The sequence below is a fragment of the Vibrio galatheae genome (genome assembly GCF_000967545.1).
Classification (GTDB): domain Bacteria; phylum Pseudomonadota; class Gammaproteobacteria; order Enterobacterales; family Vibrionaceae; genus Vibrio; species Vibrio galatheae.
In genome coordinates this window covers 33861-59250 of sequence record NZ_JXXV01000014.1, presented here as the reverse complement: position 1 = coordinate 59250, position 25390 = coordinate 33861, and the positions used below count along the sequence as shown (strand labels likewise).

General features: G+C 44.8%; 25 protein-coding genes and 1 tRNA gene. 17 read left to right on the top strand and 9 right to left on the bottom strand.

Annotated elements, in window-relative coordinates:
- Positions 1-12: 12 nt before the first annotated feature.
- The 5 genes from rpsU (at position 13) to TW81_RS07360 (ending at position 4737) form a co-directional block, all read left to right on the top strand.
- Positions 13-228: a 30S ribosomal protein S21 gene (gene rpsU, locus TW81_RS07380; protein WP_001145625.1), complete on the top strand. Its 216-nt coding sequence runs from the start codon at positions 13-15 to the stop codon at positions 226-228.
- A gap of 26 nt (positions 229-254) precedes the next feature.
- Positions 255-698, top strand: coding sequence for a GatB/YqeY domain-containing protein (locus TW81_RS07375; protein WP_045955069.1), 444 nt, complete (start codon positions 255-257; stop codon positions 696-698).
- Between the two features lie 99 nt (positions 699-797).
- Positions 798-2555 (top strand): DNA primase, encoded by a 1758-nt coding sequence (gene dnaG / locus TW81_RS07370; protein ID WP_045955068.1) that lies wholly within the window; start codon positions 798-800, stop codon positions 2553-2555.
- Between the two features lie 98 nt (positions 2556-2653).
- Positions 2654-4510 carry an RNA polymerase sigma factor RpoD gene (rpoD, locus tag TW81_RS07365; RefSeq protein WP_045955067.1) on the top strand — a complete coding sequence of 619 codons (1857 nt, stop codon included), beginning with the start codon at positions 2654-2656 and terminating at the stop codon, positions 4508-4510.
- A 151-nt stretch (positions 4511-4661) separates the two neighbouring features.
- Positions 4662-4737, top strand: a tRNA-Ile gene (locus TW81_RS07360).
- Between the two features lie 65 nt (positions 4738-4802).
- Here the strand turns inward: TW81_RS07360 and TW81_RS07355 are convergent.
- Entirely contained in the window at positions 4803-5906 is a 1104-nt protein-coding gene (locus TW81_RS07355; protein ID WP_239424305.1) for an HD domain-containing phosphohydrolase, read from the bottom strand.
- A gap of 273 nt (positions 5907-6179) precedes the next feature.
- The gene (djlA, locus tag TW81_RS07350) at positions 6180-7034 is read right to left on the bottom strand and encodes a co-chaperone DjlA (protein WP_045955065.1); all 855 of its coding nucleotides are present in this window, start codon (positions 7032-7034) and stop codon (positions 6180-6182) included.
- Positions 7035-7181: 147 nt separating this feature from the next.
- Between djlA and lptD the strand changes: the two genes are divergently transcribed.
- The 6 genes from lptD (at position 7182) to apaH (ending at position 13976) form a co-directional block, all read left to right on the top strand.
- Positions 7182-9557: an LPS assembly protein LptD gene (gene lptD, locus TW81_RS07345; protein WP_045955064.1), complete on the top strand. Its 2376-nt coding sequence runs from the start codon at positions 7182-7184 to the stop codon at positions 9555-9557.
- Between the two features lie 55 nt (positions 9558-9612).
- Positions 9613-10905 (top strand): peptidylprolyl isomerase SurA, encoded by a 1293-nt coding sequence (gene surA, locus TW81_RS07340; protein WP_045955063.1) that lies wholly within the window; start codon positions 9613-9615, stop codon positions 10903-10905.
- On the top strand, positions 10902-11894 hold the full coding sequence (gene pdxA, locus TW81_RS07335) for a 4-hydroxythreonine-4-phosphate dehydrogenase PdxA (RefSeq protein WP_045955062.1): 993 nt from the start codon (positions 10902-10904) through the stop codon (positions 11892-11894). The genes surA and pdxA overlap by 4 nt, the downstream gene beginning before the upstream one ends.
- A 12-nt stretch (positions 11895-11906) precedes the next feature.
- On the top strand, positions 11907-12713 hold the full coding sequence (rsmA, locus tag TW81_RS07330; protein WP_045955061.1) for a 16S rRNA (adenine(1518)-N(6)/adenine(1519)-N(6))-dimethyltransferase RsmA: 807 nt from the start codon (positions 11907-11909) through the stop codon (positions 12711-12713).
- A 66-nt stretch (positions 12714-12779) separates the two neighbouring features.
- Positions 12780-13157 (top strand): Co2+/Mg2+ efflux protein ApaG, encoded by a 378-nt coding sequence (gene apaG, locus TW81_RS07325; RefSeq protein WP_045955060.1) that lies wholly within the window; start codon positions 12780-12782, stop codon positions 13155-13157.
- Between the two features lie 9 nt (positions 13158-13166).
- Positions 13167-13976 carry a bis(5'-nucleosyl)-tetraphosphatase (symmetrical) ApaH gene (apaH, locus tag TW81_RS07320; protein ID WP_045955059.1) on the top strand — a complete coding sequence of 270 codons (810 nt, stop codon included), beginning with the start codon at positions 13167-13169 and terminating at the stop codon, positions 13974-13976.
- A gap of 73 nt (positions 13977-14049) precedes the next feature.
- Here the strand turns inward: apaH and folA are convergent, their stop codons facing one another.
- The 6 genes from folA to rplU form a co-directional block, all read right to left on the bottom strand.
- Complete coding sequence (folA, locus tag TW81_RS07315; protein ID WP_045955058.1) at positions 14050-14535, bottom strand: type 3 dihydrofolate reductase; 486 nt, start codon at positions 14533-14535, stop codon at positions 14050-14052.
- Positions 14536-14552: 17 nt separating this feature from the next.
- Positions 14553-15026: a threonine/serine exporter family protein gene (locus TW81_RS07310; protein WP_045955057.1), complete on the bottom strand. Its 474-nt coding sequence runs from the start codon at positions 15024-15026 to the stop codon at positions 14553-14555.
- Positions 15023-15790: a threonine/serine exporter family protein gene (locus tag TW81_RS07305; protein WP_045955056.1), complete on the bottom strand. Its 768-nt coding sequence runs from the start codon at positions 15788-15790 to the stop codon at positions 15023-15025. Before TW81_RS07305 ends, TW81_RS07310 begins: the two co-directional genes overlap by 4 nt.
- Positions 15791-15905: 115 nt before the next feature.
- Positions 15906-17069 carry an Obg family GTPase CgtA gene (gene cgtA / locus TW81_RS07300; protein WP_045955055.1) on the bottom strand — a complete coding sequence of 388 codons (1164 nt, stop codon included), beginning with the start codon at positions 17067-17069 and terminating at the stop codon, positions 15906-15908.
- A 457-nt stretch (positions 17070-17526) separates the two neighbouring features.
- Entirely contained in the window at positions 17527-17784 is a 258-nt protein-coding gene (gene rpmA, locus TW81_RS07295) for a 50S ribosomal protein L27 (protein WP_004409945.1), read from the bottom strand.
- 20 nt (positions 17785-17804) lie between these two features.
- Complete coding sequence (gene rplU, locus TW81_RS07290; RefSeq protein ID WP_038207969.1) at positions 17805-18116, bottom strand: 50S ribosomal protein L21; 312 nt, start codon at positions 18114-18116, stop codon at positions 17805-17807.
- Between the two features lie 268 nt (positions 18117-18384).
- Between rplU and ispB the strand changes: the two genes are divergently transcribed.
- The 6 genes from ispB to TW81_RS07260 all read left to right on the top strand — a co-directional run bounded on the left by ispB (position 18385) and on the right by TW81_RS07260 (position 24800).
- Positions 18385-19356 carry an octaprenyl diphosphate synthase gene (ispB, locus tag TW81_RS07285; RefSeq protein ID WP_045955054.1) on the top strand — a complete coding sequence of 324 codons (972 nt, stop codon included), beginning with the start codon at positions 18385-18387 and terminating at the stop codon, positions 19354-19356.
- Positions 19357-19758: 402 nt separating this feature from the next.
- Positions 19759-21516 carry a lysophospholipid acyltransferase family protein gene (locus tag TW81_RS07280; RefSeq protein WP_045955053.1) on the top strand — a complete coding sequence of 586 codons (1758 nt, stop codon included), beginning with the start codon at positions 19759-19761 and terminating at the stop codon, positions 21514-21516.
- A 279-nt stretch (positions 21517-21795) separates the two neighbouring features.
- The gene (locus TW81_RS07275; protein WP_045955052.1) at positions 21796-22878 is read left to right on the top strand and encodes a TRAP transporter substrate-binding protein; all 1083 of its coding nucleotides are present in this window, start codon (positions 21796-21798) and stop codon (positions 22876-22878) included.
- A 226-nt stretch (positions 22879-23104) separates the two neighbouring features.
- Entirely contained in the window at positions 23105-23905 is an 801-nt protein-coding gene (gene nagB / locus TW81_RS07270) for a glucosamine-6-phosphate deaminase (protein WP_045955051.1), read from the top strand.
- A 144-nt stretch (positions 23906-24049) separates the two neighbouring features.
- Positions 24050-24325 (top strand): hypothetical protein, encoded by a 276-nt coding sequence (locus tag TW81_RS07265; RefSeq protein ID WP_045955050.1) that lies wholly within the window; start codon positions 24050-24052, stop codon positions 24323-24325.
- 31 nt (positions 24326-24356) lie between these two features.
- Positions 24357-24800, top strand: coding sequence for a hypothetical protein (locus TW81_RS07260; RefSeq protein ID WP_045955049.1), 444 nt, complete (start codon positions 24357-24359; stop codon positions 24798-24800).
- A gap of 48 nt (positions 24801-24848) precedes the next feature.
- Here the strand turns inward: TW81_RS07260 and TW81_RS07255 are convergent, their stop codons facing one another.
- The gene (locus tag TW81_RS07255) at positions 24849-25385 is read right to left on the bottom strand and encodes an MltR family transcriptional regulator (RefSeq protein ID WP_084715833.1); all 537 of its coding nucleotides are present in this window, start codon (positions 25383-25385) and stop codon (positions 24849-24851) included.
- Positions 25386-25390: the final 5 nt, after the last annotated feature.

Below are 25390 nucleotides of genomic sequence, written 5' to 3'. Positions count from 1 at the left end.
GGTGAAAGGCATATGCCAGTAGTTAAAGTACGTGAAAACGAACCGTTCGACGTTGCACTACGTCGTTTCAAACGCTCTTGCGAAAAAGCAGGTATCCTTTCTGAAGTGCGTCGTCGTGAGCACTACGAAAAACCAACTACAGTTCGCAAACGCGCTAAAGCAGCAGCTCAAAAGCGTCACGCTAAAAAGCTTGCTCGCGAAAACGCTCGTCGCGTTCGCCTGTACTAATAACTAAGTCCAAAAGGATTCTAGTTATGGCTCTTATTGACCAACTCAAAGAAGAGCAAAAATTAGCGATGAAAGCCAAGGACAAAATGCGCCTTGGCACTATTCGTTTAGCTCTAGCAGCGATTAAGCAACGTGAAGTTGACGAACAGATTACTCTGGGCGATGACGACATCCTTGCTGTGCTGACTAAGATGGTTAAACAACGTCGCGATTCTGTCGCTCAATTTGAATCAGCAGGTCGTCAAGATCTTGCGGATGCTGAGAAAGCCGAAATTACCGTACTTGAGGATTTCATGCCTCAACCACTCACTGAAGATGAAGTAGCTGCGCTGATTGAAAGTGCAATCGCTGAGTCTGGTGCTGAGGGCATGCAAGACATGGGTAAAGTAATGGGCGTTCTTAAGCCTCAAATTCAAGGGCGTGCAGATATGGGTAAAGTAAGCGGTTTAGTTCGTTCAAAACTGGCTTAATCTCCCAACCCAATTGCAACAAGCCGTGCTATCCTTCGGAATGCGCGGCTTGTTTGTATCTACTCTCTCTATTTTGTTAGTGCGTTTTTCTAAGGTTTTATGTCAGGACACATCCCTCGAAGTTTCATTGATGATCTCCTAGCTCGACTTGATATTGTCGACATTATTGACGCTCGCGTAAAACTTAAGAAAAAAGGCAAAAACTACGGCGCGTGCTGTCCTTTCCACAACGAAAAGACCCCCTCTTTTAGTGTTTCACAAGAGAAGCAGTTTTATCATTGCTTTGGCTGTGGTGTACACGGCAATGCCATCGATTTTATGATGGAATATGAACGACTTGAGTTTGTCGAAGCGATAGAAGAACTTGCGTCTTTTCTTGGCTTAGATGTTCCGCGAGAGCAGCGTCAAGGCGGTGGATTCCAACCCAATCAACCTAAAGCTAACTCCGAGCAAAAACGTAACCTCTATGACTTAATGGCCAGTATCGGCCAATTCTATCGCGATCAACTTAAACAACCGAAAAGCAAAGTCGCGATCGATTACCTTAAGGATCGCGGTCTTTCTGGGCAAATCGTCCAAAAGTTTGGTATTGGCTACGTTGCCGATGAATGGGACCTAGTGCGCAAGAACTTCGGTCAAACCAAGCAAACTCAAGATATGCTCGTCTCCGGTGGCATGCTGATCGAAAACGACAATGGCAATCGCTACGATCGTTTCCGTGGTCGCGTCATGTTCCCAATCCGCGATCGTCGTGGCCGCGTAATTGGTTTTGGTGGCCGAGTGCTTGGTGACGGGACACCAAAATATCTCAACTCTCCTGAAACGCCGATTTTCCACAAAGGTAAAGAGTTGTATGGTTTATTTGAAGTCATGCAAGCTCACCGAGAGCCAGCACAAATCTTAGTCGTCGAAGGCTATATGGATGTGGTCGCTCTAGCGCAATACGGTGTCGATTATTCCGTTGCCTCACTAGGTACATCGACCACTGGCGATCATATTCAACTTTTATTCCGCCAAACTCATACCGTAGTTTGTTGCTACGATGGTGACAGAGCGGGGAAAGAGGCCGCTTGGCGTGCACTTGAAAATGCTCTTCAGTATCTGAAAACCGGTAATACCCTCAAGTTTTTATTCTTGCCTGATGGTGAGGATCCAGACAGCTACGTACGCAAGCACGGTAAAGAAGCGTTCGAACAGCAGATTGAACAGGCGACGCCATTATCTAGCTATTTGTTTGATAACTTGATTGAGATTCATCAGCTCAATTTAGGCAGTAATGAAGGTAAATCCGCTCTACGCGCCCATGCAAGTGCATTGATCGATAAGATCCCAGATCCCTATTTTCAGGAACTGTTAGAGAAGTTATTAGACGAACGAACAGGTTTTGACAACCGACTGCGCCAGACACGTAAGAAGAGCAGCGAAACTCGACCTCAACCGCATAAAGAGATCAAACGTACGCCAATGCGCGAAGTGATCGCTTTGCTTATTCAAAATCCGAGCTATGCTGAAATGGTACCAGACCTATCAACGGTGAGAGAGTTATCGGTACCAGGGCTAAGTTTATTTGTTGAGGTGCTTGATTATTGCCATCTGCACCCCAATATCACTACGGGTCAGTTATTAGAACGCTGGCGTGACAGTCGCCACGAGGCGCTCTTATCTCGTCTTGCAGGGTGGGAAATCCCCCTCGATGAAGATAATGAAAAAGATATATTTTTAGATTCACTGGATAAAATTCTTGCCCAGTGTGTCGAAAAGCAAATTGAAAATCTGCAGGCCAAAGAAAGAAGTGTCGGTTTATCAACCGAAGAAAGAAGGGAGCTGCTAGCCTTGATGCTAGATTTAAAAGCGTAACCCTGTTCGAATAGTCAGCACTAAATAAATTTGTTAAGATGTGTGGTTTGCAACTCGCATACTAATTCCTTCACCAGATACTAAGTTGGATACCGTCTATGGATCAAAATCCGCAGTCACAGCTGAAACAACTTGTCATTAAAGGCAAGGAACAAGGCTATCTGACCTACGCAGAAGTAAACGACCACCTGCCAGCAGAAATCGTCGATTCAGAGCAGGTCGAAGATATCATTCAGATGATCAACGATATGGGCATTCGAGTAGTAGAAACTGCTCCAGATGCTGATGACCTTGCACTGAATGATGATGATACAATCACCGATGAAGACGCAGCCGAAGCTGCTGCTGCTGCGCTTTCAAGCGTTGAGAATGAAATCGGCCGCACTACTGACCCAGTCCGTATGTATATGCGTGAAATGGGTACCGTTGAGCTATTGACTCGTGAAGGCGAGATCGATATTGCCAAACGTATTGAAGATGGTATTAACCAAGTTCAACACGCAGTGGCTGAGTATCCAGGCACCATTCCATACATTCTTGAGCAATTTGATAAAGTTCAAGCTGAAGAGCTGCGCCTTACTGACCTAATCACAGGCTTTGTCGATCCTGATGCTGATGAGACTGCCGCGCCAACAGCCACTCACATCGGCTCTGAACTGGCTGAATCTGATCTTGAAGATGAAGATGCAGAAGATGAGGACGAAGACGAGTCTGAAGACGATGAGGAAGAAGAGGAAGATACAGGTATCGACCCTGAACTTGCGTTAGAGAAGTTCACGGCGTTACGTAATACTTTCCAAAACTTCCAGCTTGCTTGTAACGAATACGGCAACGAAAGTCCAAAAGCGCAGATCGCTCACGAACTTGTTCTTGATGTATTCAAAGAGTTCCGCCTGACTCCAAAGCAATTTGACTACCTAGTTGAAGAATTGCGTACTTCCATGGAGCGTGTGCGTACTCAAGAACGCTTAATTATGAAAGCGTCGGTTGAATACGGAAAAATGCCGAAAAAATCGTTTATTACCTTATTTACGGGCAATGAATCAAGCGAAGCATGGCTCGATGAAATCTTATCATCAGATAAGCCATACGCTGAAAAGATTCGCCGCAGCGAAGATGACATCCGTCGTTCGATCACTAAGCTAAAAATGATCGAAGAAGAGACGTCTCTGACTGTGCAAAATATCAAAGACATCAGCCGTCGTATGTCTATCGGTGAAGCGAAAGCTCGCCGAGCGAAGAAAGAGATGGTTGAAGCAAACTTGCGTCTTGTAATCTCTATCGCGAAGAAATACACCAACCGTGGTCTACAGTTCTTGGATCTGATTCAAGAAGGTAATATCGGTTTGATGAAAGCGGTCGATAAATTTGAATACCGTCGTGGTTACAAGTTCTCTACCTACGCGACATGGTGGATCCGTCAGGCGATTACTCGCTCTATCGCCGACCAAGCTCGTACGATTCGTATTCCAGTGCACATGATCGAAACGATCAACAAGCTCAACCGTATCTCTCGTCAGATGCTACAAGAGATGGGTCGTGAGCCGCTACCGGAAGAGCTGGCAGAGCGTATGCAGATGCCTGAAGACAAGATTCGCAAAGTACTGAAAATTGCTAAAGAGCCAATCTCAATGGAAACACCTATTGGTGACGATGAAGATTCGCATCTAGGTGATTTCATTGAAGATACAACGCTAGAGCTACCATTAGATTCTGCAACTGCAGGCAGTCTTAAGGTGGCAACTAAGGATGTACTTGCGGGTCTAACACCTCGTGAAGCAAAAGTCCTGCGTATGCGCTTTGGTATCGATATGAACACGGACCACACTTTAGAAGAAGTGGGTAAGCAGTTTGATGTAACGCGTGAACGTATCCGTCAGATTGAAGCGAAGGCGCTACGTAAACTACGTCACCCTAGCCGCTCAGAAACTCTGCGCAGCTTCCTAGACGAATAACACTAGTGTTATTGCTAAAAATGACTAAAAGGTGAGCACTAGCTCACCTTTTTTATCTCTATGCGATTTAAGTGGATAAAATCTAAGCGCATTTACCCTAGATAGCGTCTAGACAGCCAGATCCGCATCCCCTATAATCATTGCCCTACACGGCCCCTTAGCTCAGTGGTTAGAGCAGTCGACTCATAATCGATTGGTCCGCAGTTCAAGTCTGCGAGGGGCCACCATTTTTAAAAAGGCGTATGAAGAAATTCATACGCCTTTTTACTTTTCTGTCGTTGCACTAAAACAACTAATAGCAACCATCCATCGGATCTCTTTCAGGATACCGATGAATAATGGCTTTAAGCTGATGCTGATGCTCTCGAAGTACATTGACACAGTCGGAATCTAGCTTGCCATCGCTGACCATTTTTTCCAACTCAAGTAACGCGTACGGCACTGAACACGCTTGCTTATAAGGTTTATGCGTTGTTAGTGCGTCAAATATATTCGCCACACAAACAATCCGCGCACTGATTGGAATAGCGCCACGGGTTAGGTGGCGTGGATAGCCACTTCCATCAAGAAACTCATAGTGACAGGAAACAACCTCTCGTAGAAGCTGCGCACTAGGATGATCAGCGGCATTAAGCTCTTTGGTGATATCATCAACCAGTTCTTCTCCATACGAGATATGTTTGCGCAGCGCATACGTTTCATCCGCCGTCAGAGATCGTTGTTTACATAGTAACTCCGGTGAAATTTTGACCTTGCCCAAATCATGAAATTGAGAAAACAGCGTCAGGTGCTCAACAAACTCATCATCAAAGTCGTACCTGTCTGCAAGCGCCAAAGCAATAATATTGGTGTAGCTAGAAACTCTCTGCTTATGGCTGACCGATTCCCTCTGATAAACTGGCGAGCGCGCTACCAAGGTATTGGCTTTTTCTATAATGGACTGGACAATTTGATACTCAAAAAATATCCTTGATTCAAGCATTTGTAGATAAGGTTTAACCTGCTCGATATCCGCTGGGTTAAATGCATTAGCTTGGTGTGAATTGAGAAAGATAAAGCCTCTGAAGACTTGTCCATTGAAGGTCGGAATCGCCACTGAAGAGTGATAACCCTTAGCCAATAGAGCCGTTATATGTGGAGACGGGCGTAAAGAACTTATCTCTGACAAGCAAGCGGGTGAACGACTTTCAATGCACTGTTTGAGATAAGGTAGCGCACAAAGTGGCGCTTCATAATGAGTGGTGCTGAGCGACGTAGACGAACTGTCAGCATAGCTTCTAAGCAAGTGCTCACGAGTGTCATAAAGGGCAAAGCTGATTTTGTCTAAACTTGGCAGTTGGACTTTAATTCGTTGCTGAATTTCAGCTAATTGATGATTGAGATCATGTTGACACATTCCTAGTGCCTCAGCTTTTCGTGAGGTCGTTTCCATCGCCGCAAATCACTCTCAAAAACATTATTGATAAGTGTAGATGCAGATACTCTTTCTATACCACTTATGAGAGAGGGATTTCGATATTAGATTGATCCAGCACAAAGCTGAGCAAGACACACGTCAGTTTAATTGCATGGCTAAAAAATGGGGGATGATTAATCGCTTGAATGCACAGAGAGAGCCTTTTTCTACGCTCTCTCTATAAGTACTCATGACAGCTAAAAAGACCGTTGACTAAAAACCTTTCGCCTTTTTAATCACATCGTACGCATTTTGAATTTCTTGGGCTTTTTCTTTAGCCACGTTCATCATTTCCGGCGGCAAACCTTTTGCCATTAGTTTGTCTGGGTGGTGCTCGTTCATGAGCTTGCGATAAGCACGTTTCACCGCTTTAGCATCAGCACTACTATCAACCCCTAACAACTTGTACGCGTCGTTAAGCTGATCGACTGTCGACGTCTGCTGCCAATTACCGTTAGATTGATGAGAATACCCACCGCCAGCTTGACCACCAAAGCCCCCTTGCTGGAAACGAAATGCGGCTTCTTGCATTCGCAAACGCTGTTCTAGCTGTTCTGACGAGAAACCTAATCCACGCGCTATTTTGTGTAACACATTGCGTTCGCTTGGATGCAGTTCGCCATCCGCAAACGCCGCAGAAATCTGGAGTTCCAAGAAAAATTGCATTAGGTCAAATCGGCTACCAGACGAAATACGGACTCGATCCAGCACAGTTTCGAGAGGGAAATCACTCTCTTTACCTTGACGAAATGCATCTTGCGCGGCTCTACGTTGCTCTCCATGTAAGTTCATGCGCTCCATCATCGCGGTCGCAAGCTGGATCTCTTCGCGGGTCACTTGCCCTTTCGCCTTAGCAACATGCCCCATCACAGAAAATGCGGCTTTAAAGAACTCTTCTTGTCGCTCTGCTTGGCTCGGTCCGGAGCCAAAGCTTGAGTTAAACCCAGCAAGACGCAGCCGCCTCGCTTTGTCAAATTGATGACCGATAAATAAACCAAACACTGCACCAAATGGCCCCCCTAATAGGAAGCCAAAAAATGTGCCGAGAATTTTGCCAAAAATGTGCATTATGTGCTCTCAATCTCTGAATTTTTTCTTCGCAAAGCGGTCTGATAGTGCCGTAAGCTCTAAATTACTTTATGATAAAGTCCGATTTATTTTAGATTCGGTCTCTATTCACCGGATATATCAAGTTCAACAGGATAGTAAAACTCGATGTTACGTTTTCCCCGTACCTTGCTAGCCGCTTCAATCAGTGCTGCTTTTATAGTGCCTCAGACTCAAGCAGAAACGATATCAGATGATAGTGTGCAGGAATTGCCCATTATAGATCAATGCTTGATCAACGAACCTGAAGCAGAAAATCCAAATCAGTTGCCAGTTAATGTTGAAGCTGACAGCTTAGAAGCAATAAATGGCGATAAAGCGACCTATCGCGGAAACGTGGTGGTCGTGCAAGGTAAAAAACGCATGCTGGCTGATAATGTCACCATGCACCAGCAAGATAATATTGTCGTTGCAGAAGGAAACGTGACATTTAGCGACGGTGAAGTCAAAACCATCTCAGACAAAGCAACCAATAATTTAAATACAGAAGAAGTCACTCTCGAAAACACCAACTACCAGTTCCTGTGTGAACCAGGGCGCGGCGAAGCGGTTTATGTCGCGAAAACAGGCAAAGCGGTTTACGAAATAGAAGATGGCAGTATCACATCGTGTCCTGAAGGTGATAATTCTTGGCGTATGCGTGCCTCAAGCATCGATATTGACCAAAATGAAGAAGAAGCCACCTTTTACAACCCACGTTTTGAGGTTGGTAACGTACCTATTTTCTATCTGCCATTTTTAACCGTCCCAATCGGTGATACTCGAAAAACAGGCTTTCTGTATCCAACGGTCTCTTACGGTTCTAGCGATGGCTTCGAAATGGAAGTTCCTATTTACTGGAACTTAGCCCCAAACTACGATTTAGAAACCACCTTTAAATATATGCAAGAACGTGGAACTCAGCTCAATAGCGAGTTCCGTTACCTTTCAGATTTGGGTTACAGCACCATCAAATCAGAGTACCTTGCTGATGACAAAAAATACCCAGAATATGGCGATCGTTGGGGATTCCAATGGCAGCATTCCGGTATTTATCAGCAAAACTGGAAGTTTGAAGCTGATTATTCAAAGGTGAGTGATATTCGCTATTTCTCCGATATGGACTCAAGTATCGGTAAACAAGAAGATGGCCAGCTAATTCAAGAGGGCCAAGCCTCTTATCGTTCAGAAAATTGGGATGCGTCGATACTTGCAAGAGATTTCCAAGTGCTTTCCTCAGGTACAACGCCTTATCGCTTACTGCCTCAGATTGAGTTCAATTATTATGCCCCCGAGCTAATGCGCTATTTAGACTTTGATGTAATTAGCCATATTTCTCGTTTTGACACTGACGGCGAAGGCCAACCATCCGCTACTCGCGTGCACATAGAGCCAGGTATCACAATTCCTATAGGCACCACCTGGGGTGCCTGGACAACAGAAGCGCGGTTATTAGGCACTTACTATCAGCAGGAACTTGATGGTGTAGACACTACCTCTACCACTCTCAGTGACAGTTCAAACAACCCATATTATGGACTTGAAGAAAGCGTATCTCGGCTAATTCCAGAATTTCGTTCACATGCCGCAATTGTCCTTGAACGTGATACGGTTGTACTTGATAACTATACTCAAACGCTTGAACCGCAAGTCCAATATTTATACGTTCCAGAAAAGAATCAAAACAATATTGGTAAATACGATACAACACTCTTGCAAACGGACTACTATGGCTTATTCCGCAGTAGAAAGTACAGCGGTGTTGATGAAATCGCAGCAGCAAATCAATTTAGCTACGGCGCATCAACACGCTTCTTCGATGAAGATTATAAAGAGCGCCTTAATATTTCGTTTGGCCAAATTTTTTATCTTAACAAGGATACAAAAACGCAATCTTCGCTCGACAATGATACCAAACCATCCAACTATTCTGCTTGGGCAGTAGAGATGGACTTCAACTTCGCTGACTACTTGTTCTATCACGGAGGGATTCAATATGATATTGATTCGAGCGAACTACAACTCGGGAATAGCACTTTAGAATACCGTTTCGGTGGAGGCTATATTCAAGGGAACTACCGCTATGTGACAAGGAAGTACATAGAGAGTACCTTGGGCGACAGCATTGGTGATTTAGACTCGATTACTGAAGAAGGGATTTCTCAAGCAGGTTTATTGGCTGGTTATGAAATCACGCGTAACTGGAATGCAAGTGCACAATACTTTTACGACTTAACCACAGAGAACTCATTAGAGTGGCTCGCGAGACTTAACTATACCTCAGACTGTTGGTACATAGGCTTTACTTACAGTAACCGTCTACGCTCATGGAACCCAAACTTCAGTAGTTACCCAACGGCAACACCAAAATACGAAAACAATTTTAGCTTTAACTTCGGTATTGTGGGTTTTGGAACGACTATCGGTGCTGGCTCCGGACTTGCAGGGTTGGATAGCGCTGGTAACTCACTTGGTTATGGTCGCCCGTTCTTCTTAAACAACTAATTTCTATGCTCGCAGTCTAATCATTGCGAGCAAACCATTTTTTATAGGATTTTCAATGAAACTTTGGAAACACACTTTACTTGCTTTGGTAACGACAAGTGCGATGTGCACAGTACAAGCGAAGCCAGTTCCATTGGATAAAGTCGCAGTCATCGTTAATGAAGGCGTAGTTCTACAAAGTGATATTGATGTGTCACTCAAAACGTTAAAAGCCAACGCGAAAAAGAGTGGTCAGCAACTTCCAGAACAAAGCATCTTAATTGACCAAGTGACGGAGAAGCTCATTGTAGATACGATTCAACAGCAAGAAGCGGAACGTATCGGTGTACGAATCGACGACAACCGTCTCAATGAAGCGATTGCCGACATTGCAAAAAACAACAATCAAACGATTGATGAACTCAGCGCATCAATTGCAGAAGAAGGTTTAAGCTACAGCGAGTTTCGTGAACAAATCCGTAAGGAAATAGCCGCGAGTGAGGCACGTAATGCTTTAGTCCGTCGCCGCATTAATATCCTCCCAGCGGAAGTAGACAACCTAGCTAGCATTCTTGCCACAGAAACCAATGCGACAGTTCAATACAAAATCGGTCACATTCAATTGCGCGTCGATGATGGCGATAACAAAGCGGCTATCGAAGCAGAAGCAAAAGAACTGGTCGCCAAACTAAATAATGGCGCGGACTTTAGCACTATGGCTTATACCTACTCGAAAGGGCCTAAAGCACTGCAAGGAGGAGACTGGGGCTGGATGCGAAAAGAAGAGATGCCAACCATCTTTGCTGACCAAATCAACCTACAAAATAAAGGCAGCATCATTGGCCCATTCAGAAGCGGTGTTGGTTTCCACATCCTAAAGATTGAAGATGTCAAAGGCCTAGAAACTGTCGCTGTTACTGAAGTTAAGGCTCGTCATATATTAATTAAACCAACGGTCATTCTCAGCGATGAAGGAGTACAAAAAGATCTCAACGAAATCATTCGTCGCATCAAATCAGGTGAGACAACCTTTGGTGAAATGGCGCAACAATACAGCCAAGATCCCGGCTCTGCGGCGCAAGATGGCGAACTTGGCTACCAAACATCTGATCTTTATGTACCAGAATTCAAACACCAAGTTGATACCCTTCCTACTGGGCAGATCAGTGAACCGTTTAAAACCGTTCATGGTTGGCACATCGTTGAAGTAATGGATCGCCGTGAAGTTGACCGCACCGACTCTGCATTAAAAAACAAGGCTTATCGAATTCTGTTTAACCGTAAGTTCAACGAAGAAGCCAGCGCATGGCTACAAGAAATACGCGCCAGTGCTTTCGTGGAAATTGTTGAGGAAAACGAGCAGGAATGACAGTTAAACGCATTATTGTTACTGCAGGTGAACCAGCAGGTATTGGCCCAGATTTAGTTCTCGCGCTTGCAACTGAAAATTGGAGCCACCAAATTGTGGTGTGCGCCGACAAACAAATGCTTGCCAAGCGTGCTGAGCAACTGGGTATTTCAGTAGAGCTTATTGATTATCAAGTAGATAGACCCGCCTTAGCTCAACGAGCAGGTACTCTGATTGTAGAGCATATACCATTAGCCGCCCCGGCCGTTGCGGGTGTACTGAATGAAGCGAACGGTCAATACGTTTTAAAAACATTAGAAAGAGCCGCTTTGGGCTGTATGAATGATGAATTTGATGCTATTGTCACCGGCCCTGTACACAAAGGGGTAATAAACCGCTCTGGTGTCGCTTTTAGTGGTCATACTGAGTTTTTTGCGGAGAAGTCCAATACACCTTTAGTGGTGATGATGTTAGCAACAGAAGGGCTTCGAGTTGCACTAGTAACAACACATATTCCACTAGCATATGTTTCAAAAGCGGTCACAGAAGAGCGTTTAGAAAAGATCATCGATATCCTACATAAGGATTTGCTGGAGAAATTTGCGATTTCCTCACCAAAAATTTATGTATGCGGACTCAATCCTCATGCAGGTGAAGATGGGTGTCTTGGTATGGAAGAAATTGAAACCATCACACCAACATTGAATAAACTGCGTGAAGAAAAAGGGATTGATCTTATCGGCCCCTTACCTGCAGACACCATTTTCAATGAAAAATACTTGCAAGATGCTGACGCAGTATTGGGAATGTACCACGATCAGGTACTTCCTGTATTAAAATATAAAGGCTTTGGCCGCTCGGTAAATATTACCCTTGGTTTGCCGTTCATTAGGACCTCCGTTGATCACGGCACCGCGCTAGACCTCGCTGGGACGGGCAGTGCGGACACAGGAAGCTTTAGAACGGCTTTAGCTCATGCCATTGAGCTGGTCGATAAGAAATCGAATTAACTTGAGAATACTATGAGAAACGATGTCCACTTAGGACACAAAGCAAGAAAGCGCTTTGGTCAAAACTTCCTTAACGATCCCTACATCATTGATGGGATTGTATCTGCAATCAATCCGAAGCCAGGTCAGAACTTAGTCGAAATCGGTCCTGGACTTGGGGCAATTACAGAGCCAGTAGGTAAAGAAGTCGACAAGTTTACTGTTATCGAGCTTGACCGAGATCTTGCCGAACGTCTACGTAATCATCCTGAACTTGGTGAAAAGCTGACTATTCACGAAGGCGATGCTATGCGCTTCGACTTTCAGCAACTGGTAAAACCAAACAACAAGCTACGCATTTTTGGCAACTTACCATACAACATCTCTACGCCATTGATGTTCCACCTGTTTGAGTTCCATAAAGACATCCAAGATATGCACTTTATGCTACAAAAGGAAGTGGTTAACCGATTAGCAGCAGGGCCAGGAACCAAAGCATACGGTCGACTCACCGTTATGGCGCAGTACTTCTGTAAAGTGGTGCCCGTACTCGAAGTGCCACCGACCGCCTTTGTACCACCGCCAAAAGTAGACTCTGCTGTCGTCAGGCTCGTTCCTTACGAAGAGGTTCCGCATCCAGTAACTAGTTTAAAGTGGCTTGATCGAGTGTGTCGTGAAGGCTTCAACCAACGTCGTAAAACAGTTCGTAACTGTTATAAAGCCCTACTCAGTGCAGAACAGCTTGAACAGTTAGGTGTGAATCCGGGTATGCGCCCTGAAAATCTCACGCTAGAACAATTTGTTGATATGGCAAACTGGCTAGACGCCAACCACAAATAAGCGCTATAAATTAAGAGTGATAAGTCATAGATTTATCACTCTTTTTGGCTTTGCATAGGAGTTTACATGGAAGCTACCCCTTGTATAAAAGTCCAAGTTCACACTAAGTACATTCCCGATCAATCCCAGCCTGACGCAAAACGTTACGTCTTCGCATACATCATCACAATAAAAAATCTTAGCCCACAAACTGTACAGCTTATTAGTCGCCGCTGGTTGATTACCGATGCGAATGGCAAACAGATGACCGTAGAAGGCGAAGGTGTCGTCGGTCAGCAACCGCATATTGCAGCGAACGATGAATACACCTACAACAGTGGGACTGTCATTGAGACCCCAGTTGGTGTAATGCAAGGCCAGTACATAATGCACGACGAGCGTGGCGAGGAGTTCATTGCTAAAATCGAACCTTTTAGGTTGGCGATTCCGAATATTCTTAATTAAGGTAATGCTGTGGCAACATACATTGTGGGAGATCTTCAAGGCTGCCTTGATGAGCTACTTTTACTGCTTGATCGCGTCAAATTCGATGCAAAACATGACACTCTTTGGGTCGCAGGGGATCTCGTGGCTAGAGGGCCCAAATCACTCGAAGTACTGCGCTTTATCCGTTCATTAGGCAACAGTGCCAAAGTCGTACTCGGCAACCATGATCTGCACTTACTAGCGGTTTCTCTGGGATTGTTTAAAGTTAAAAACAAAGACAAAACCGCGGCTATTTTCGCGGCGAAAGATCGAAAAGAACTGCTGAATTGGTTAAGAAACCAACCTCTTCTTGCTGAGCATGAAGAATTTGTCATGTGCCACGCAGGAATCTCACCACAATGGACTTTAAAACAAGCTCGCGCTGCCGCTCAAGAAATAGAAGCTCTGCTCAGCAGTGAAAAATGGCCATGGTTAATTGAAAACATGTACGCTAATCAACCCGATCTGTGGTCAGACTCTTTACAAGGTATTGATCGCTATCGCTACATCATTAATGCCTTTACCCGAATGCGTTTCTGTTATTCAGATGGACGGCTCGATATGGAGTGCAAACTTCCCCCCCGAGCCGTCAATAACGCCGATCTCGTTCCTTGGTTTGACGTCCAGCAGCGGAAAAAATTGAATAAGACAGTGCTATTTGGCCACTGGGCTGCGCTTGAAGGTTATGCTGGGAAAGAGGTTATTGGGCTGGATACTGGCTGTGTGTGGGGCGGAAGTCTAACCATGCTTCGCTGGGAAGATAAGCAGTATTTTACTCAGCAAGCGCTAAAGAACTAGGTTTAATAGGTTATATAAATCTATGGCTACCTAGTTCTCTTAAAGCATACCAATGCGTGTTGTTCAAAGAAACTTAAAGGTTTCTTTCCAACACAACAAAACGCATATCATAGTCATTTTTTTCATCAGCAGCATAGTTTTCTGAGTAAGTTTCCTGAAAACTTGCTCCCCACTCAGGGAACTGTGTATCCCCTTCAATCTGTGCATCAATATAGGTAACGTACAGTTTATTGGCTTGTGGCAGGCACGCTTGGTAAATCGTCCCTCCACCAATAATCATTACTTCCTCAGCATCGCCAGCGGATTGCAACGCCTCATCAATCGAGGTTACCGTGGTGACACCCTCAATCGTTAATGTCGCATCTCGGCTGATAACGATATTGTGACGCCCAGGTAATGGACGACCAATGGATTCATACGTTTTGCGTCCCATCACCACAGGTTTGCCCAATGTACAACGCTTAAACCAAGCAAAATCGGCAGGAAGGTGCCATGGCATCTGATTGTCTTTACCAATAACTCGATCTTGCGCCATAGCCGCGATCATACTAACGATCATTCCTTTCTCCTCGGGATTTATACAATGGGTTTGCGGCGATAGAATAGCAAGCCCGGCATGGCTAAGCCAACAGCCAGACCGGCAATAATGAACATCGCTTTGAGAAAGTTTTCCATTAGCATAGCAACCAGCTCAGGAGAGTAGCCAAGGTGGTTGAGCTCAACCAGTGCAATCATAGCTTTGAAGGCAAATACCCCTGGAACCATTGGAATCAATGCTGCCACAGTAAATACTTTTGGGTGCGCTAAGAAACGAGCTGACCAGTGGATTCCCACCATACTAACGATCATTGCCGCAAAGAAGGTTGCCCACTCAATCGGTACCCCGAAGTGCATCATTAAGTAGCGAGAGCCGTGACCAATAGCACCGCCTAAGGCACAATAAACCAGCGCTTTCTGTGGCACGTTAAACACCAAAGCAAAACCAACCGCTGGAATTGCTGCAAAAAGCATATCATTGAGTAAGGCAAGTAAGAGATCGAACAACATCATACTACCCACCCTAAAACACCAACTAGGCTCATTGCCGCGACAATCCCTAGGCTTGTCGCTAAAGTCAGTAAACTTGCCATAGCAAAGCGAGCGATACCCATATTGATGTACCCTTTGAGCATATCTGCTACTGAGTTAATCAAAGGAAAGCCGGGCACTAACATCAACACTGAAGAAGCCATAACCAACGAGGGAGAGTTACCGAGTTCGTAATTGACCGCTTGTGCAGAGATCACCGTCGTTACAAACGCTGTTGCCGCAAAGTTCATCATCGGATTAAAGTGGCGATGGCCAATCTCTTGTCTAACCACCATACCCACGGCCGAGGCAAAAAAGGTCATAGCGAAAACCGTCCAATCCCCTCCAGCTAAACGACTGAAAGCAGCACAAGATAGGCCAATCATGAACACCACTAACCAGCGATTGTACCGCTCAGGGCTGATCTTATCGAGGTGATGCTGAGCCAGTGAATAATCAATAATCCCCCGCTCGAGCATTATGCAGATACGCTGAACCTGAGTAATCGCGCGCATATTGATACCGCGATCTGGACAACGACGAGCTGTGGTAATGCAATGCTCTTGGTAAACCGTAGTGACGACCAGAGAACTTGCTGACAGTGATACTTCAACTTCGTCCATACCTGCAGCAATACCAAAGCGACGCATAAGATCGCCAACCAAGGTGCTTTCCGCACCATGCGCTAAAAGCATTTGCCCAGCTTGGGCAATTAAACGAGAAACGGCTCGTTGCTTAGATGCCATATTTCTACCCTACTCCCTTAGAATCTTGCTATTTTGAATCGAAACAGAAATAGATGAATTGATTTAGACACAAAAAAGCCGCAATTGATATTGCGGCTCAGAATATAATTTACTGTTATTCGCGGACGTAGACAACGTGGCCGTCATCTTCTTCATCGTCCCAGTCGTCATCATCTTCAGTGATAACATCTTTACCAGCCATTGCATCTTTGTGGTAATCATCCCACATAAAGTCGACTTTCTCTTCTTCTGAGATATCTTCTTCTTCACGCGGTAGATTTTCCATAAAGTCAGCCAGCTTATAGCAAAGTTCTTTAGTACCTTGCCTGTTCACAGCGGAAATCTTGTAGTAATCCTCTTCCCAACCTAAAGCATCAAGAATGTTTTGAATCACTTCATTGGCTTCTTCTTCAGGCATCAGATCAACTTTGTTGAAGATCAACCAGCGTGGCTTACCCGCCAACTTCTCGCTGTACTGCTCAAGTTCATCAATGATCGTGAGAGCATTTTGCACCGGATCACTTTGATCAATCGGCATGATATCGATCATGTGCAATAGAACACGACAGCGCTCTAAGTGCTTCAAGAAACGAATACCAAGACCAGCACCGTCTGCTGCGCCTTCGATTAGCCCTGGAATATCAGCAACAACAAAGCTCTTCTCAGGAACAACACTCACAACACCTAAGCTTGGGATCAAGGTCGTGAATGGGTAGTCTGCTACCTTTGGTTTTGCCGCAGAAACCGCACGAATAAAGGTCGATTTACCTGCATTAGGCAAACCAAGCATACCCACATCAGCCAGAAGCAATAGTTCTAGACGTACTTCGCGGATTTCACCTTTAGTACCCAGCGTCTTTTGACGAGGTGCACGGTTGACCGATGATTTGAAACGCGTGTTGCCTAAACCGTGCCAACCACCTTTTGCCACCATCACTTTTTTGCCATGCTCAGCAACTTCAGCAACAATTTCATTGGTGTGGATATCAACAGCACGAGTACCCACTGGCACACGTAACACTTTGTCTTTACCGCGCTTACCGGTACAGTTACCGCCACGGCCATTTTCACCGCGCTCTGCTTCATAGAAGCGCTGGAAGCGATAATCAATTAGTGTATTGAGGTTTTCATCAGCCTGGATATAAACATCACCGCCGTCACCGCCGTCACCACCATCTGGGCCACCTTTCGCAACGAACTTCTCACGCCAGAAACTCACTACACCGTTACCGCCGTCGCCGGCTTGAACTTTTACTACCGCTTCATCAACGAATTTCATCTCTTACTCCGCCCTTGTGCTACATCAGGTAGCCGCGTTGCAAATATCATCTCAGCTCTGTTAAACAGAGTGAATGATACAAATTCTAGCAGATTCCATTTTCAGATCGATCACCTTGATCTTCGATCGTTCTGCCACTGATACCAACCAGAATAAATATCTGGTCAATCTTACTGGTTAAAATCGCTGATAGCAGCGTTATAGATTTTGTAGGTAGGTCAACTAGCTAGCTGCAATCTATGCCTTGCTCTAAGCGATTTTTCCTGCGCAACTATCTGATCACCTATTTATCCCGATTGGTATTGGAATACATAATGAGGGACTTTTTTCAAAGTGCCTTAGTATTTATTCCTTCTCTATGCGATGGTCTTGTTCGCATAAATAAAAAACCCCGCCGAATCGGCAGGGCTTTTGAATTCAGCTTGAAAGCTAATGAGTGTTTTAAACTAGGTTTAAATTACTCAGCTTCGATGCTAACGAATTTACGGTTTTTAGGACCTTTCACTTCGAACTTCACTTTACCTTCAGTAAGAGCGAATAGAGTGTGGTCTTTACCGATACCTACGTTAGTACCAGCGTGGAACTTAGTACCACGTTGACGAACAATGATGTTACCTGCAAGAACAGACTCACCACCGAAACGCTTAACACCTAGACGTTTGCTTTCTGAATCGCGGCCGTTACGAGTAGAACCACCAGCTTTTTTGTGTGCCATTGTTAAACTCTCCTAATCGATTAAGCGTTGATACCAGTGATTTTCACTTCTGTGAACCACTGACGGTGACCAGCTTGTTTGCGAGAGTGCTTACGACGACGGAATTTAACGATTTTTACTTTATCGCCACGACCGTGTTGTACCACTTCTGCAACTACTTTGCCGCCCTCTACTAGAGGAGCACCAACTTTAATGTCTTCACCGTTAGCAACAAGAAGAACTTTATCAAATTCAACAGTTGCACCAGTTTCAACGTCTAATTTCTCTAAACGAAGAGTTTGACCTTCGCTTACACGGTGTTGTTTACCACCAGATTGGAAAACAGCGTACATATCTTACTCCGCTTTTTCCGCACAGCCGTATGCTATTTGAGCATCAAGGGTGTGCGCTAAACTAATCATCAATAGGGCGCAGATTCTACAGAAAGGTCGCACCTATGACAAGCCATATTTTGAAAAAATTGGCGAAAAGCTAATCGCCAATGAAAAGTGCCCAGATGATGCCCTTTAAGCGTGTATTAATCAACGTTTTTTAGTGTATTATTCAGCAATTAAAACAGATAAGAATACCTTACTCGTTCTAACTTCAGCCGGATTAACCATGGATTTTCAAGCTATCCAAGCACTCACCGCCGATGACATGGCAAAAGTGAATGAAACAATTCACGCGCAACTCAACTCTGATGTCTCTTTAATCAATCAACTGGGTTTCTATATTGTAAGTGGCGGTGGTAAGCGTATCCGCCCTCTTTTAGCCGTAATATCAGCCAGAGCACTCGGCTATAAAGGAGAGGCTCACACCACAGCCGCTGCCTTTATTGAATTTATTCATACAGCGACTCTACTGCACGATGATGTCGTCGATGAATCAGACATGCGCCGTGGTAAAGCGACGGCGAATGCAGCGTTTGGTAATGCCGCTAGCGTGTTGGTTGGGGATTTCATTTATACGCGATCGTTCCAAATGATGACCGAGCTAGGATCATTAAAGATCCTCAAGTTGATGAGTGATGCGGTTAACGTGATTGCGGAAGGTGAAGTCCAGCAGTTAATGAACTGTAATGATCCGGATACTACCGAAGAGAGCTACATGCAGGTTATCTACTCGAAAACTGCCCGTTTGTTTGAAGCCGCGACACAAATTGGCGCGATTTTAAATGACGCGTCTGAAGAAGTAGAAACCGCATTGCAAAACTATGGCAAGTACCTAGGGACGGCGTTCCAACTGATCGATGATGTGATGGATTACACTTCTGATGGTCAAGAGATGGGTAAAAACGTCGGCGATGACCTCGCTGAAGGCAAGCCTACCCTGCCGCTCCTTTACGCGATGCGTAACGGTACTCCAGAACAAGCCGCTATGATTCGCGAAGCGATTGAAAAGGCCAACGGTATGGATCGCTTAAATGAGATTCTCGACGCGATGAACCAAACTGGCTCTCTTGAGTACACTCGTCAAAAAGCATATGAAGAAGCGGATAAAGCGATTGCCGAACTAAGCGTTTTGCAACCATCGGAATATAAGCAGGCATTGGTTACGTTAGCCCACATGTCCGTCCATCGAACCAGCTAACTCATCGGCCACCAGAGTTAATCAAATGCAATAACGGGAACCAGAAGGTTCCCGTTTTCCTCTTTAATATAAAGAGGTCTTTCCAGATCAGCATTAAACGAAGGTAAATTGGCAGATGCTCCCGCTTGAGTCTGTTGCTCGTACTTGAAACATCCTTACCCGCAGTTAGACGTTAGCAACAATACTTACGCTGAGATACAAAATTAGTATATTTTGTGAGCAACCTATTTTTTATTTAAATTAATTAAGTCATTGTTGCATTAAAAAGAAACACACACTCTCGAAGCTATTTTTCGTCATCAAAACGTCACACTATCATCATCAAACTCTCATCGAGCTGAAGCCTCTCTGCAACATCGATTGATTAGCCTCAAGTTGACTTAACACCATATTGAGGATGCTATGGAAGTTTCTAGTCCGTTTCGTTTACCGAAAAAGACCCCATTTCGCTTAGGAGAAAGCTTAACTGAATGGGCCACAGGTCTTAATCAGCTTGATAAGTTTTATGCACAGCGCCCAGCAGGTTGCGACACAGCCGCATTTCTTCGTTTCACTCTCGAAGTGCTTGGCATTGACTATCAGCTATGTCGAGGTTCGCTAGCTGATATTCCACAATCGGGCCCAACAATTGTGGTCGCCAATCATCCATTAGGTTGCGTTGAAGGCGTGATTCTCGCTGAGCTGCTCCTGCAAGTCAGAAGTGATGTGCAGATCTTAGCAAATCAATACCTGAAAACAGTCCCTGAGCTCGACGAACTCTTTATTGGTGTTGATGTATTTGACGGACAAAACGCGCACAAGGCTAATCTCAAAGCGCTGAGAAACGCGCATCAACATCTTGATCAGGGTGGTCTTCTATTGCTATTTCCAGCCGGAGAAGTCTCGCAACTCGTCGATAGAAAAGCGCAACGCCTCGAAGATAAAGAGTGGAGCCGCTCAGTGAGTAGCCTCATTCGTAAATCACGAGCAACGACGGTGCCCGTTTATATTGATGGTCAAAACTCACAGCGTTTCTATCTTGCAGGCAAAGTCCATCCTTTACTTCGCACCTTGATGTTAGGCCGAGAGCTGCTTAACAAATCAAGCCAGAAAATTAAACTCTCCATCGGTACTGCCATTAAATATAAAGAAGTAAATGGGTTAAGTGATACTCAGATCGTCAACTACTTACGTCTCAATACTTATCTACTGCAAAACCGTGCACATGTGCAGCAACAAGCCACTGGTAGCACCTCCCAACTTCCGATCTCAGATCCTTTACCAACTAGCGATCTTGAAGATGATCTCAATGCCTTGCCTGATGATCATCTTATGCTTTCAAGTGGCGAGTTTGACGTGTATTGCACAACCGCAGACCATATCCCCTCTCTAATGCATGAAATTGGGCGCCTACGTGAGCATAACTTCCGACAAGTTGGTGAGGGTACTGGTCTAGCTATCGACCTTGATGAGTTTGATCGAGACTATCTACATTTGTTTATCTGGGATCGTAACCATCGTGCTTTGGTCGGTTCGTACCGATTGGGCTTGGTTGATCAGCTTGTTGATCAACATGGCATCTCTGGTCTTTATTCACGAACCTTATTCAATTTTGACCAACCCTTCATCAAAAGTATGGGCAAGGCTATCGAAATGGGTCGCTCCGTAATTGATGAAAAATACCAAAAAAGCATGGCACCACTGCTTCTACTGTGGAAAGGAATTGCGGCATATGTTGACAAGCACCCTGAATACACGCATTTATTCGGCCCCGTCAGTATAAGCAACGATTACAGCGATCAAGCAAGACAATTGCTGGCTGAAACCATGACACTCCATCACTATGACTCTGAAAAAGCGGAATTTGTCACCCCTTCCAACCCGCTCCCCAATGCGAATCAAAGCTGGAATACAAGCATGCTAACCGCACTGGCAGACTTACAACTACTCTCACGCGTCATTGCCAGAATTGATGAAGGCAAAGGCGTTCCAGTACTACTGAGGCAATACCTTGGCCTGAACGGAAAGCTGGTCTCCTTCAATGTTGATCCCGCGTTCAACAATGCCTTAGATGGCCTGATCATGGTCGATCTCAGAAACGTGCCACTAAAAACTTTGGCGCGATATATGGGAACAAATCAAGCGGAACGCTATTTGATCAAACATAATGCTATCCGTTAAATCACCAATCTGATCGGCTTGCCAAACATCAATAAAGTGCTGCGTGACCAAGGCAGCACTTTTACTATCAAGATTATGTACTTAAAACACCGAGTACTGCTTGCCATCTTGTGCGCATTCCAATCCGAAGTCAGTATTACTGACTAAATGAAAGATTAAAAACAGTGTGAAAGCCCAACCTATTGCTTGTGGCTAGGTAAAAATAAGATTGACGAAAAAAACGGCAAGATAAAAGCTAGCTACGACAACAAACATAACAAATAAGGAAGTCGCCTAGTCATGTTGCCATCAAAATACAAACTACGCTCACTCTTAGCAGGAACGCTTACCCTGTCGCTTGCACTTAGCTCTTTTTCTGCTCTGGCCGCAGAGAAAGTATATCGTTTGAAACTCGCCGAAACCTGGGGACCCAACACACCTATCTTAGGTGATGCGACCAAAAACATGGCTAAGCTTGCTGAAGAGATGTCGAACGGCCGCTTACAAATTCGTATTGATTCAGCCAATAAGCATAAAGCGCCACTCGGTGTCTTCGATATGGTCAAATCTGGTCAATACGATCTCGGTCACTCCAGCTCATACTACTGGAAAGGAAAAGTCCCCAATACGCTCTACTTCTCGTCAATGCCTTTTGGCATGGTTCCCGCAGAGCAATACGCTTGGTTCTATCGTGGCGGCGGTATGGAGCTAATGGAGAAAGTCTACTCTCCCCATAACCTACTCTCTTTCCCTGGTGGCAACTCAGATATTCAAATGGGCGGCTGGTTTAAAAAAGAGATCAACTCTATCGAAGATTTGAAAGGACTTAAGATCCGTATTCCTGGCTTTGCGGGTGAGGTGATGGCTAAGGTTGGCGCAAAACCGACCAATATCGCTCCCGGTGAGTTATACACTTCGCTAGAGCGCGGAACGATTGATGCACTTGAATGGGTTGGACCTGCATTTGATTTGCGTATGGGTTTTCAAAAAATCGCACCTTACTACTACACCGCTTGGCATGAACCTGGCTCAGAAACCCAATTCTTGGTCAACAAAAAGAAATGGGAGTCATTACCTCACGATCTCCAATCTATCTTAGAAACCGCATTCCGAGTCACTGCGTTTGATATGTACACTCAATCCGTCGACGCGAATGCGAATAGTTGGTCAACCATGAGCGCTGAATACCCAGATATCAAAGTAAGAGATTTTCCGCCAGAGGTACTACAAGCAATGAAAGCCGCGACAACCGAGCTGCTTGAAGATCAAGCCAATAGCGACGCTCTGGCAAAAGAGATCATCCAATCTCAGGAGCAGTACTTAGCTAAAGTGCGAGCTTGGACAGACATTTCCTCGAAAGCCTACTTAGATACCAGTAAATAGCCACGTTTAAACAATGCACGTAAATGATCGCTTTGCGTGCATTTTTCACATCAATAAATAACCCTTCACACAATCACTCTGTTTGCGACTAAACTATAAAAACTTGATCTAGATTACGACAATATGCCGATTTTTTTCTCCAAATAACTGGCGCTCCTCGCCATCTTATTTTACAATGCAAATTAAGAAACCAATTCATTAAATAACCTTCTATAGGAAAAGACAAATGAGACTGATTCCTCTAAAAAACGCTGCACAAGTAGGTAAATGGGCTGCTCGTCACATTGCAAACAAGATCAACGCATTTGAACCAACTGCGGACCGTCCATTTGTACTTGGTCTTCCTACAGGTGGCACACCACTAACAACGTACAAAGAGCTTATTGCACTGTATGAAGCTGGCGAAGTGAGCTTCAAACATGTCGTGACTTTCAACATGGATGAGTATGTGGGTATCGACCCTAACCACCCTGAGTCATACCGTACATTCATGTACACTAACTTTTTCAACCACGTAGACATTCAAGAAGAGAACATCAACCTGCTTGACGGCCAAGCAGACGATATTGATGCACACTGCGCAGCGTATGAAGAAAAGATTCAGTCTTACGGCAAGATCAACCTATTCATGGGTGGCGTTGGTATTGATGGTCATATCGCGTTCAATGAACCAGGATCTTCTCTATCGTCACGCACTCGTATCAAAACGCTGACAGAAGATACACGTATCGCAAACTCTCGTTTCTTCGATAACGATATCAACCAAGTGCCAAAATACGCACTGACTATTGGTGTTGCGACACTATTAGATGCAGAAGAAGTGATGATCCTTTCTCTAGGCCACAATAAAGCGTTGGCACTGCAAATGGCGATCGAAGGCAGCGTAAACCACATGTGGACAGTCACTGCGCTACAAATGCACCGTAAGGCTGTGATTGTTGCAGACGAGCCTGCACAGCAAGAGCTTAAAGTGAAAACACTACGTTACTTCCAAGAGCTTGAAAAAGAGAACATTCAAGATCTTTAATTAAACGCTATTTTCGGTGTTTAAACAAAAAACCACTTCTAAAAGAAGTGGTTTTTTATATCTAAGCCTATATCGTACTGGCGCGTTCAAGATGAACCCAGTAAAGTACTGCCCGAGTTAACCACAATTTACGTATGGAAACACATGTTGTTAAATGATATTGCCCAAATCATTGAATTTACTGACTCTGACCACCTGTCCCAAGCAATGGACATCTTCAATCAAAAGGGGGCGGTGCATTCAAACCAGTTACCTTTTCTCGATGTCATCTACGCCAACGCGAGCCATCTAGTGATGAAAAAGCTCACCAGTATCGGCTTCAAAGGCATAGCCCAATGCACGCAAACCCGCCGCGGCGATTACATCATTTTTGATGCCAACCAACTGAGCCGTGAAGACGCGCTGTGCTTATTCGAATAGCCTGTAACATTAATGAGTGAACTCTCCAACCATGACTATCACCACAGAATATAAAACCGCACTCCAACAGGATCTTATGCCACTGCTGGGCGAGGCATTAATTGCAGTGCAAAAAGTCGATTTTGCGCTATATAAAGCTATCCAACCGCTCTGTAAGCAGCATCCGAATCGTGACCTTCGCGCGTTAAGCCGTCTGACGGCCAATCAATTTCTGCAAGGCACATCGGCTGATGTCACGCTAAGGCTACAACCGCTGCACAATATGCTGAATGACGAACTGCCAATGTCGGTTGCAGAGATAAGTGACTTCGTCTCTAAACGAAATCTCATCACTCAGCAATTCTGGCAGCTAACCGACGCGCCAATTAAAGGCGGCGAGAAAATCGCGCAACCCGTGCCATTTTTGCAACAGCTATTAAGTCAGTGTGATAAGTGGATGGAAAGAGTAGAAAAGGTCGACTTAAAAGCCGCATAGCAACAAGTTGAAAGTCGACAAGGCGACGGTAGTGAAGCGGTGATAACGTTAAGAGGTGAGCGCATTGTCGCGTGACAATTGCTGATGGATATCATTAACCGCTAGTACAATGGTTGAACGCACCTTTTGAAAATGACGTTCCAAGAACATCGTTTTCATCTCTTCATTCAAGCCTTCGATCAGTTCGGGAGAGTATTCGATCGGCATGATTTTGCGTATCGCGTTGACTCTATTGAGTTCAAACACAATATCTCGATCCCAAAAATCTAGCTTACCCTCTTGAACTTTCACCCACTCTTTCAGTGTGACAAACACGTCAATGTCATCGTAAGTCTGTTTGCTGATAACACCTAAGCCAAGCAGCAATTTGGTGCGAACCAAGATCTCCCCGAGTGGGCCATCGTTGGTTAACAGCGGGTCAACGACAAACTTCACTGCATAGTCGTCTTTGTGAAAGATGCTTTTTAGTATCGCATCGAGCATATCTTCCAACACATCATAAGCACACAGTAAGCACTCAGCCGCGTTGGCTGATTCCGCAAGTTCTTCTAATAGCTCTGCTTCGTGGCTTGAATGTATCGGCATGTTTT